This is a genomic window from Pedobacter sp. 01T416_2 (assembly GCF_056398925.1).
The window spans coordinates 1-11,117 of record NZ_JBFTQI010000094.1; the positions used below are offsets into that span (position 1 = coordinate 1).

10 protein-coding genes are annotated in these 11,117 nt (G+C 42.6%); 6 read left to right on the forward strand and 4 right to left on the reverse strand.

Annotated elements, in window-relative coordinates; translation table 11 throughout:
• Positions 1-24 precede the first annotated feature (24 nt).
• Positions 25-906, forward strand: coding sequence for a tyrosine-type recombinase/integrase (locus tag AC1DPQ_RS06175; protein WP_477608427.1), 882 nt, complete (start codon positions 25-27; stop codon positions 904-906).
• Here the strand turns inward: AC1DPQ_RS06175 and AC1DPQ_RS06180 are convergent.
• The gene (locus tag AC1DPQ_RS06180; RefSeq protein ID WP_477608429.1) at positions 903-1,250 is read right to left on the reverse strand and encodes a helix-turn-helix domain-containing protein; all 348 of its coding nucleotides are present in this window, start codon (positions 1,248-1,250) and stop codon (positions 903-905) included. The two genes, AC1DPQ_RS06175 and AC1DPQ_RS06180, sit on opposite strands and share 4 nt — an antisense overlap.
• Before the next feature lie 695 nt (positions 1,251-1,945).
• On the opposite strand from AC1DPQ_RS06180, the gene AC1DPQ_RS06185 reads away from it, so the two are divergent.
• From AC1DPQ_RS06185 to AC1DPQ_RS06195, 3 genes are all read left to right on the forward strand, one after another.
• Complete coding sequence (locus AC1DPQ_RS06185) at positions 1,946-2,338, forward strand: response regulator (RefSeq protein WP_477579513.1); 393 nt, start codon at positions 1,946-1,948, stop codon at positions 2,336-2,338.
• 335 nt (positions 2,339-2,673) lie between these two features.
• On the forward strand, positions 2,674-4,659 hold the full coding sequence (locus tag AC1DPQ_RS06190; protein ID WP_477608431.1) for a hypothetical protein: 1,986 nt from the start codon (positions 2,674-2,676) through the stop codon (positions 4,657-4,659).
• 66 nt (positions 4,660-4,725) lie between these two features.
• Positions 4,726-6,009, forward strand: a complete 1,284-nt coding sequence (locus tag AC1DPQ_RS06195) for a WD40 repeat domain-containing protein (RefSeq protein ID WP_477608432.1) — start codon at positions 4,726-4,728, stop codon at positions 6,007-6,009.
• A gap of 427 nt (positions 6,010-6,436) precedes the next feature.
• Here the strand turns inward: AC1DPQ_RS06195 and AC1DPQ_RS06200 are convergent, their stop codons facing one another.
• Together AC1DPQ_RS06200 and AC1DPQ_RS06205 are read right to left on the reverse strand one after the other, a co-directional pair.
• Positions 6,437-6,970: a dihydrofolate reductase family protein gene (locus tag AC1DPQ_RS06200; protein WP_477579507.1), complete on the reverse strand. Its 534-nt coding sequence runs from the start codon at positions 6,968-6,970 to the stop codon at positions 6,437-6,439.
• 72 nt (positions 6,971-7,042) lie between these two features.
• Complete coding sequence (locus AC1DPQ_RS06205) at positions 7,043-7,831, reverse strand: DUF6597 domain-containing transcriptional factor (RefSeq protein ID WP_477579505.1); 789 nt, start codon at positions 7,829-7,831, stop codon at positions 7,043-7,045.
• 70 nt (positions 7,832-7,901) lie between these two features.
• On the opposite strand from AC1DPQ_RS06205, the gene AC1DPQ_RS06210 reads away from it, so the two are divergent.
• Positions 7,902-8,141, forward strand: coding sequence for a helix-turn-helix domain-containing protein (locus AC1DPQ_RS06210; RefSeq protein WP_477579503.1), 240 nt, complete (start codon positions 7,902-7,904; stop codon positions 8,139-8,141).
• Positions 8,142-8,505: 364 nt separating this feature from the next.
• Entirely contained in the window at positions 8,506-8,910 is a 405-nt protein-coding gene (locus AC1DPQ_RS06215; RefSeq protein ID WP_477579501.1) for a hypothetical protein, read from the forward strand.
• A 328-nt stretch (positions 8,911-9,238) separates the two neighbouring features.
• Here the strand turns inward: AC1DPQ_RS06215 and AC1DPQ_RS06220 are convergent, their stop codons facing one another.
• The gene (locus tag AC1DPQ_RS06220) at positions 9,239-10,513 is read right to left on the reverse strand and encodes an alginate lyase family protein (protein WP_477608434.1); all 1,275 of its coding nucleotides are present in this window, start codon (positions 10,511-10,513) and stop codon (positions 9,239-9,241) included.
• Between the last annotated feature and the right edge of the window lie 604 nt (positions 10,514-11,117).

Sequence of the window (11,117 nt, forward strand, 5' to 3'; positions counted from 1 at the left end):
GTGTCCAAAAGCCGCCGGAAATCAATGAACGATCACTGGGAAATGGGACTGCGTTACTTTATCGCTTTTAGCGGTCAGGATTTGCGTCTGCCTGAACTCTCTGACTTTCTGTGCGAGGATTACAAAAACTATCTGTTGAGCGGACCTGGGATCTCGCGCTACGGGCGGCCGATCAAAAGGAATACAGCAGTTACTTATTATGCCAAATTCCGGGCGGTATTACGCCATGTCTACAGACGAAAGCTCATCCCGCTGGATCTGCATGCCATGGTCGATCCTATACCACCAAAGGAAACGAACAGGGAAAGACTGACGATGGAAGAATTTCAGCAGTTGGCAGATACGCCTGCCAGTTCGGATCTGATGAAAAATGCAGCGATTTTTTCCGGACTTACCGGCCTTAGGTGGTCAGACGTAAGTACCTTACACTGGTCTGAACTTAGGGGCAGACCGGGCAGTTTCGAAATTCAATTTTCGCAAGGTAAGACAGAGAAGGCAGAGGTAATGCCAATATCGGATCAGGCTGTAGCCCGCCTTGGAGACCGAATGAAACCGGGAGATTTACTTTTTCCTGGTCTGAAGTACAGTCAGCTTAAATCATTCTTCACGAACTGGTGTACTGCCGCGGGCATTTTTAAGAATATCACCTTCCACAGTTTCAGGCACACTTTTGCTACACTTCAGCTTGAACTGGGTACTGATATTTACACGGTATCTAAACTGCTAGGTCACCGCTCCTTAAAAAATACCGAAATTTATGCAAAAATCGTGGATAAGACCAAGCGCCAGGCGGCAGCCAGGATGCTGCTTAAAGATGTTGAGGATGAAAGTGTCCGTGATGGTCAAGAAAAAAGACCAGCGATTTTTATCCTGCACCGAAATGAGGAAAAACTTGGCACAAGCTAAATGAACATGTCCTTTTTATCCGAATGATTGCTTTTACTTTGCGATTCCTGAATGATTTCAGATGCAGTTTTACGTCTGGAAGCTGAAACCCAATTTTTGAGTTCCGATTGGCTAAAGTACAATCGCCTGCCCGGCTTGCTTACCGGTATTTCCATTCTACTGACTTTAGAATATAAGGATTGCACGGAAACCTTCAGGTAATCAGCAGCTTCCTTAACCGTTAAAAGGTCATTCGATCCGTCGTCAACCGGATTAAGATCTGAGACCATTTCTTCGATCCGTTCTACTTTTTCAAATAACTGACGGATGATCTCAGGAAGTTTCTCAAAGCCAAATGATTCCATAGCACAGTTTAATTTACCGCAATTTTGGGCATTATTTTGCTGCTATTATCCAATATTGGGGGAATTGGACTTTGATGTATTGCAAAAATTTTAAACTTCCCGTTTTAGGATTTGCCCTGCTCCAATGGTATTGTTTCTAAATTGCTATCGTGACTGGGTTTGATAAAGTCCCTAGTACCTGCTGGGTTTTCTTTACTTCCATCGGTATGGCACAGCTCAAAGTATGTTTTGTAGACACCTGGCTGAGGCGGATGGCAGACCCAAAGGCAATATTAGGGRCGGTTTGGTTAGGTCCCCCTGAAAAACAGCTAAAATCCCTGTTTCAGAAAAAAACACCGTATCCTGACCATTAGTCAACCGATCGATGACCTTTTATCAAAGATCTGACGATATGCTTAGAAGCTGACAGCTCCGGTATCCCAAAGGGAAATCAATAAACCACCATCACAATGTTTTTACCATCAATTTTTGTTTTTTATCCCCTTATTACTTAAATTTAAGCTCTTCCATAAATCCACAGGGGATCAAAGGCAAGGTCCAAAAGACGGCATTTAATCGGATACCCGCCACCATGGCGAACCGTAGATATCCAGTTTAGACTGCGATCATAAATGACAATCGCCGGATACCGCCCATGCTTCCCAGAAGACAAACGGACAATAGCTTTATTTAATTTCATTTAACAGGAAAATTTTATGTTCAAGATTCTTGTACTGGATGATGATCAGAGCAATGCCGAAGTTATTCAGGCGGTACTGGAGGACCAGTCCTACCTTGTTACGGGCATCAACAATAGCGATGAGCTCCAGACTGCGATCACAGACTTCCAACCCGATCTTATCGTCATGGATATCCTGCTCGACAATGCTGACGGAAGGGAACTGTGCAATACCATCAAAGGTGATCCCGCGACGCAGGACATCCCCGTCCTTTTGATCACAGCAATGCTGGAATCGGAAGCCTACCAGATACCCAGCCAAGCCGAAGGGATCATATTTAAGCCCTTTGACTATGCCAAATTGCACCGCAAGGTGAACCGCCTCATCTCCTCAGTACCAAGGCAAAGAGATCGAAAACGTATGCGATAAACTTTGGACCGGATAAAAAAATGTGCATTCCATTTTTTAACTTGGACGCAATCTCCCTGCCAGGGAAAGAAGCGGCATCCTTTTGGAGCAAAAGATATAGCAGATTGCCCGGTCCTTTAGGGGTCAGCCAAAAACAACCCACCCCCTAACAACATTAACTAAACCCAGCAACAAACATTATTCTCGGAATCCCAATTGCTAAAATTGATTGTAGCAAGACATTATATCCAATATTTGTTATAATTGCATATATAATTATTCGAATGTTAACACAACTCTCCAAAAACACGGTCCAACTATTCAGTTGTGGCATCCTTATATCTTCTTTTTTTATTTTGTCATGCCAAAAACCAAGAACAGAGCCTGGGCCGACTATTCCCTCACCCGGTGCAACCACGTCAACAGTTAGCACATTTGCGGGGATTTTTGTTGCGGACATAAACAAACTAAAATCCCCGAACGGTATAGTCGCAGACGCTAATGGCAACGTATTTGTAGCAGATGAAGGGAAATACTGCATCAGGAAGATTGCACCAGACGGAACTGCTTCAATTTTGGCCGGGAGTACAACCGGTATCGCTGGCCATAAGGACGGCAAGGGAACAGACGCAATTTTTAGTAATATCTCGGGCATGGTACTCGACCGGTCCGGAAATATTCTGGCCGTAGATTGCGGAACAGGATACATCCGTAAAATTACGCCGGACGGAACGGTATCCACCATTGCCGGAAACGGTGTACAAACAACTGGAAATGGTCCTTTGGCAATTGTAAACGGACCGGCACTTTCAGCCTCATTCACATTTCCAAGAGGTATAGGCATAGATTCAAAAGGGAATATCTATATCACCGATAATAATTCATTGATCAGAAAACTAGATGCGACAGGCAATGTAAGCACCTTTGCAGGAGGCGTAAACCAGGGAAACCGCGATGGTCTGGGTACAGCGGCATTATTTAATGCCCCCCAAGATATCGCAATAGATGCAGCAGATAATCTTTTCATAACAGACAGGCAGAACCATAGCATCCGGAAGATCGATAAAAACGGCAACGTATCCACGTTGGCCGGAACCGGCCAGCCAGGGTCTGCCAACGGTAGCGGCAATGTCRCATCGTTTAAATTCCCGATGGGATTGACCATCGATGCTACAGGTAATCTATATGCGGCTGACTCTGGAAACCAGACAATCAGAAAAATCACCCCAACAGGATCGGTCACCACTTATGCAGGGACCGGTAGCAGTGGCGTGGTTAATGGCCCCGTCAGCACGGCAAGTTTTAATTATCCCGTCTCTGTTGRACTGACTTCAGACGGTACCATGTATGTTGGTGATGCAAACAATTTCCAGATAAGAAAAATTTCAGCTGATCAGATAGTCAGTACTATTTTGGGGGATTTTACGCCGACCGACGGCATTGGGACAACAGTCTATTTCAAACACCCGAGCGGAATGTCTACCGATAGTCAGGGCAATTTATTTGTAGCCGATGGAGGGAATAACATGATCCGCAAAATCAGCCCATCGGGAAACGTCACTTTTGTTGCCGGAAAAATACAATCAGGTTACAGCGACGGCCTGGGTTCAAATGCCAGCTTCTTAAATCCGGTTGGCTTATCTATCAATACAAAGAATGAAATTTTTGTTGCAGATTCAGGCAACTATGCCATTCGCAAAATCAGTATATCCGGTGCAGTTACCTCAGTAATCAAGAATAAGCCCCACGGAATTACCGCACCAACAGGTATTTTTGTGGATAAAAACGATCAGATCTTCTTTTCCGATAGCGGATATGGCTGGATCTATAAGCGCAGTGCCACGGGAGATATTATCGAACTGGCCTCGGGAACCTCAGGGCCTAGTGGTTTATTTTGGCAACAACCTTATCAGATCTGGGTAGATGATAAAGGTTACATTTATCTGGCCGATTCCGGCAATCACCGTATCTGTAAATCAGTTAATGACAGTGGTTCTTTTACAGTGCTCGCAGGGATGCAGAGCGCCGGAAATTTTGCCATTTATGGCCGGGGGGATGGCTTGGGCACAGCTGCAACATTTTACAATCCCAAGGCAATCGTGATGGACAGGGAAGCCAATCTATATGTTGCAGATGCATCGAACAATGTGATCAGAAAAATTTCAAGTACAGGCATGGTCACAACTTTGGCCGGTTCAGGCATCAAGGGACACGCTGACGGTGCCGCCTTAACGGCATCGTTCAACCATCCAGCCGGATTGGCACTAAGTCCTGACCAAACCATCTTATATGTGTCAGACCAGGGAAATAATTTAATCAGAAAAATCACGCTCGGCAAATAGTGCAAACTATCTCAACGGCTGCAAAACGGTCGATAAAATACTTCACATCGACGCATAATTTCTATATTGGAAAAACAAAAAAACGATACCGTGTTTAATCTCTTCAAGAAAAAAAACAGCAACATTCAGCAGGAATGGCAAACAAAAGGCGCCGAATATGCCAGCGCCGTAAACGAAATGGTCCGCTTTGCAGAAGAACATGGCTGGGACAACTGGAAAGGAAAAGACCCGAGCGATGATCGGGAACACCTTGCCCAGGCGGTACTGGCCTTGCTAAAAGAAGCCAATGAAAAAGGAGAAACTCAAAAATTCAGGCAGGATTTCCCACCTGCACATGCACCGCTGACCGGCCTGATGAACAACAATTCACAAAGCATCTGCCAACTCCAGTTCATCGAAGGGCAAAAGATTATTTTCCTTACCGGATCCCCTTATGAGCAGCGACAGGCCTTTTTGCTAAACGGCAGYGACCTCGTGGAACTGGATGAAAATATCCGCGCCATCGGTAAATCCAAAATCGGAGCGGTATTTGCCATTGCGGTAAAGGACAAGATTACCACAACCCAAGGCTGGCAGGGGGAAATAATCGCAGAATTTACGCTCAGCGAAGATTCAGATCACGGCATTACCGAAATGGTCCCCTTCAACGACGGCAAAAAAATCCTACTGACAACCGCTGAAGGCATTTTCATCCTGTCCCGCCAAGGAGAACAGATGATCCATCCGGTAGCAGATGAAGATGATGAAGAATGGAACCCTAACATTGATATGGAAAATGCCGCCATATCTGACGACAACCAGTTCATCATAGTAGCCGATCAGTGCAGCGATCACCGCATTCTCGATCCCCAAGGGAACCAGATTGGAGTAATCGGGCCACAATCCTCCTATCCGCATTACTGTCTGTTTTCCAAAGACGGCAGCCAGCTGCTGACCAATTCCTGCCATTTCTACAACGGGATCAGCATCGGCGTAGATACAGACAGATTGAACGGCATCTCTATACCTGCTTATGAAGAAAACGGGGATTTTACGCTACTGGATGACCAGATGCGCGTTTATTCGGGAATAGCAGCCTCCAAATATTATATCCTTGGCGACGCGTATGGCTATATCAGGGCAATTGACAAAGACGGAAAAACTTTATGGAGACACCATTTGGGCTCTAGCATCAGCGGCATGGCTATTTCCGACGACGAGCAGACCCTTTGGGTGGGCTCCCACTCCGGAATGCTCCATAAGCTCCGCCTGGGCGAAGGCCAGGACAGCCATACCATAGGAGACGGCAACCATTCAGAGGAATTCAGGATAATTTTTTGGAAAACTSAACCCAAGCCTTTGTTTTGGTAACAGCTAAAACCTGCAACTACTATGATACTTGCAGGTTTTGTATTTAAATAGCTTAAAAATTAAGAATTCATGTTCTTCCCCATTTCCTCTGAAATATGCAGTAAAGATTATCAAAAAATAGCTCCGAAATAGAGGAAGCTTAGTCCAAAAAATCATTAATTAATATCCCTGTCTTGCATACCAACTGTCCTGTCAGGGACAGAGCAGGCATCGTTCCAGAACAAAAGATACAGCAAATGGCCAGGTCCGCAGGAGATAACCAAATTTATCACAAAAGCTGCAAACCTAAATGGGTACAAGACACTTCTTTTCTAGGACAATTATTTTCCATTTGACGTACGAGTTGCTATCTGTGAAACAAAAGTAAGCTGCCATTGAGTTTGCTGTTTAGGCCGCCTAATGCAACCCATTGTTGGTCGTCCTTTGTTTACTTTTTCCGCGCGTACCGTAATTGTATCAGTCCAGTATCAAATGTTTTTGCTGTTTTGAGTTCAATTGCTTGCTCAGGTCTTTCGTCTTTAAAAAGTCTTATCCCGTTACCTAATAAAACTGGGATAACCGAAATGATAAACTCGTCTATTAAGTTTTGTTTCAATAATTCATTTATAACTTCAGCACCACCGTCACAATAAATATTCTTTCCTTTTTCAGACCTTAAACCTTTGAGTAATTCAGTTATATCTCCCGTATAGAAAGTCGTTCTGCCTACTTTCGGCCTTTCAGTTCTTGTTATGACATAAACATCCCGTTGTCCGTTATCGTAATGAGATGCTCCGATTTCGTTAACTACATAGTCATAGGTTCTTCTACCAATAATTATGGTGTCAATTTTGGACGTAAATTCCGCATAACCATAATCTTCCCCTTCTTTTTCTACAAGTTTCAAAAAGCTTAGGTCATCATTTGGTTTTGCAATGTAACCATCTAGGCTCATTGCAATGAAAAGTGATATTGTTCGCATATATTTTAAATTTTAATGTTTCGGCAAAATTACTTTTCTACAACCTATTGCACTTTGTAAAAATGCGACAAATTAAAGTAGTGACGGTGAAAGTCCAGTATTTCGCTTGATTTCATTGCTAAGGTGCGAATGGTCATAATAGCCACATTCAAATGCAATATCCAATAAGCTCCGGTTTTGCCTTGAATTTTTGATTAAACTCAAAGCATTTCGAAAACGGATAATATTTGAATATTCTTTTGGTGACAGACCAATGAGCTTTTTAAAATTTCGCTCCAATTGTCGTACCGTTGTGAAATTCCGTTTTGATAGCTCATAAATACTGATTTGTCCGTTCGTTGAATGTATGTCATCGATAGCTGATCGCAGTTGGTTGTTTTTGCTTTTTATTCTTTCTGAAAAAAAATGGTCAAAATAATTAAATGGGTTGTCAAGTATTTTATCAACATTAAATGAGTTATATTTTTCAAACTCAACGGTATCATTAGTCAACTCATTTTGTGAAGCATAGTTATAGAAATTAGCAAAAGTTGCAGGTTTCAGGCACACGCCCATTAAACGTGTATCGCGGTCAATTAAGCTGTCTTTGAAAGAATTCATTGCACCGACTACATAAGTTTTCCCAAAGTCCATCGAAACYGAGCCATTATCTGTCAAACAAGTATTTCCCAAATTCACTACTATACCAGCACAGCCATCTGGAAAAACCCGCTCCCATTGTCTTTCAAGCTCATTCCCCTTCAGTTCCCAATAGAAATGAATAAAGGGGTCTAATTCTTTGCAAGGTTTTATTTTTTTGTATTTCATCATTTTCTGTTGTGTTGTTCGCTGCAATACCCCCCGACTGATAAATATAGCCATGAGGTGGTCCGAAAATTTATCCATTTACTTTCAAGAGATAATAGGGAAAAGGAAAAGCAGCTTTTAGATCTTGCCTATAATTCAGCGAGAAAAAAAATGGCCGGATACACTGTTCCAGCTTTATGGACAGACAAAGGTAAATGATAATTTAATAAATATCTCCTGGGAAGATCTTACCGCGATGGCCTGCATAGCCACTGAAACGGTAAGCTGCACCTTATCTGATTTTGAGGATCAGCAGATTATTGATAGGAACGGAACAAAAATAACGGTACTTAATCATGAGGGACTTTCTAAAATAAAAAATTGAACGCTACAATATTAAATACAATGACTACTAAAAAAGCATTCCTTAAGCTATGCCCAGAAAGCCTTAATCTTGGAAACAGAACAACATACAAACGAAAAYCCACGAGAAGTTTTTATCTCAACACCTGGATCAGCACCATACTTTTTTTGCCAGACAGAGACAGCATCAAGTTAAAATGTACAGGGAACCGTGGAATAAACAGCGAAGCGCTTTATGCCGCAAAAGTCCATGTTACAGATTAACACTGCTGTATATTGTCCATAAAAAAGAATGGCAACCTTGCTATCCTGACCAATAGTCTGCAAAATATGAAAACAACTTGTTTTTACGCCAGAGCTTTATTAAGTTTAAGAAACGAACCTTTATGAAGCAGAACCCGATCGTATTATACATAGATGCCAATAAAAACGACAGCTTTCTGAGCTATACTCAAGATCCAGATAAGATTGCTAAAAATATCAATCATTTTGGAGAAGAATATGCCCAAGATATAGAAATAAGAAAATCTATATACACGGATGACGTAGTAAGTATAAACATTGTTGGAAAATACATTTGCATTTTACATACCAATACAGATTTCCAAAGAATGCTGTTTTTTGATGCTATGGCTATTTCGGATGCGGGTATGGTGGAGACTTTTTTAACCAAACTATACAATAACGCCTTATCTGATGATTTCTTATACAAACTTGAATACCTAAAGACTCATTCTTCCCGGTTTTTTTATCCAGTTTTGTTAAGCAGTGATCTCCCTTCCCCTGAATAAAACTTCATATCAATCCCGTATTTCCCCTTTCACGCTTTACCTGTGGACCTACAAAAAATCCGGCCCTGGAAAAACCTCTGCCTGCAATCCGGTATTTTGGTCCCGCATCCGCAAAAAACAGTTGTTCCATTTAAAAATTATACCTGGTCAAATAGCCCTTCGGGATCACAAAACCACTCAAGGACGCCATTTTACCGCTCCCATAATCAAAAATTTTTAAAAATTTATAAAGTAAATTCAGCAGATAAACTAACAACCGCATCATATACGGCAAAGACTTCATCCTGATCGATAAAGTCTTTGTCTTGAAGTATTAAGCAATTGCCGATCAACGGGAAAAAGTAAGGGTTCCGAAGCCGAGCTGATCATAACCTCCACTATTTGGTCCATAATCTCCACCACCGCCCTCAGGCCGTACTTTTGCAGCAAATTGGGTAGTATAGGCAGCTGTTTTCCCTTTTACCTTCACATAATAATTGTAAACCAGTTCCCATCCCGGGCGTATGGTGCCACGTCCAGCGCTTGAAATAACCGTATGATTTGAATTTTCACAGTTGTTATAAGTTGTAAACGGGACGGTATTGGTTGTATTGATGTTATAGGCCGCGATATATTCACTAACCCCTAAAAGGGGCGGATTAACATGGCTCCAGGGGTTATAATCGAAAAAGTTTTGTCCCTGATTATACAGCATTTGGCAAAAAGTACCGAAAAGAGGAACCTCCATTGTTGCATGCCCCTGATCTCTCCCCGCCTCCTGGCCCTGGTCCATACCATTTGGATATGTAGCCGTAGTCACTCTTCCGATAAAGGCGGTGCCGGTCCCGCTATGCTGGTAATAATCTATTGCATAATTAATCTTGGCCACATCATCGCAAAGAATGCCTATGGCCAACACCGTACATAAGTTGGACATATCCCAGTTAAACCAGTAATGTGTATTACAGGTATTGTTATGTCTATTCAGAAAATCGCTCGAAACCGGATAGTATACATTCAGCATAAAATTTTTAAAAGCCGTAAAATCTGCTGCCGACCAACCATTATAACTCCGCATAATTTCTGCAGCATTGGCCCATTGGTAACCCTGCAGGCCTGCCGCCAGCTGTTTGTTGCTGTCCCCATCAATATACTTGCACTTAACAGCCCAGGCATTCATAATCGCTATGGCATTTGCGCCACAAGCAGCATCGCCCTTAATTTTCCATCGTAGTGCATTCTGATAGGCAGCTGCAGCATCCTGACAGGCCAGGATATAATTTTCAGCCCTTCCGCTTGCTGCTCTTCCACGCACAATGGTATCAACCGGCCGCGGAACATAGGTGGCTGCAGAACGGCCATTGGCTACAAGTTTATTCCAGCCATCCAGCCAGGGTTGTGCCCCTGCATTTACCTTACTGGTCATCCGCGTAAAATCAGCCGCAGAATGAAGCATCCCTGGGTGTACAACAGTGCTTACCCGCCCTAGCGCAGCGGCTACCAATTGTTTTCCGGGCACCAGGCCAGCACTCAAATCTGCCGGATCTTCAGTAACGATTGGCTTACTGCATCCGCAAATGACAGTTACCRCGCAAAGTGTGAGTAGATTCATTTTTGTTTTCATAGTTAATAGATAATTGGTAAAAATATGATCCGCCTTTAAATGCAAAAGGCCGGCTTAACAGCCTTGCATTGTGACATGCTTATTTTCAACAATCAGCCTCATTGGTGTCAGGTTATTCAGCTATACGAGATAAACGCCTAAAAGGCAATTTCCTGATAAGTTTCATTTGTTAATTAATTTTAGTTAGATTTTAAATTGATCTTTGGTGGACGGACCATCCAAGGTTTATATATTCCAAAGGCAAAACTGTAAACCCTCCATACTCTTTTCGTAAGATATATTTTACATTTTAAAATCAGGGACCCACAATTGAACATCACCTGACTACATTTAGCTTAGGTTAGCCAAATGTAAACCAGGCAAATTATGCTCATATTACCTATTTGTTAATCTATTGATCTGGCCATACCCTACTGTCGGGCTTCCGGTTGTGTGCGTGTTATCAGTTTAATATATCCAAGTGTTAGTTGTGCAGATTATTTATATTTCCGATAGCCACAGGGAACTCTGCTAAAGAAACCCTGACCATGATACTTCCCCCCGTCAGGGACAGACGCGGCATCGTTCCAGAACAAAAGATACAACTGATGGCCCGGCCCGAATA

Bases quoted from the DNA above. Each gene is read 5' to 3' on its own strand.
- AC1DPQ_RS06185 (WP_477579513.1), top strand. From the start codon at position 1,946: ATGTTCAAGATTCTTGTACTGGATGATGATCAGAGCAATGCCGAAGTT.
- AC1DPQ_RS06200 (WP_477579507.1), bottom strand. From the start codon at position 6,970: ATGCGAACAATATCACTTTTCATTGCAATGAGCCTAGATGGTTACATT.
- AC1DPQ_RS06180 (WP_477608429.1), bottom strand. From the start codon at position 1,250: ATGGAATCATTTGGCTTTGAGAAACTTCCTGAGATCATCCGTCAGTTA.
- AC1DPQ_RS06175 (WP_477608427.1), top strand. From the start codon at position 25: ATGAACGATCACTGGGAAATGGGACTGCGTTACTTTATCGCTTTTAGC.
- AC1DPQ_RS06215 (WP_477579501.1), top strand. From the start codon at position 8,506: ATGAAGCAGAACCCGATCGTATTATACATAGATGCCAATAAAAACGAC.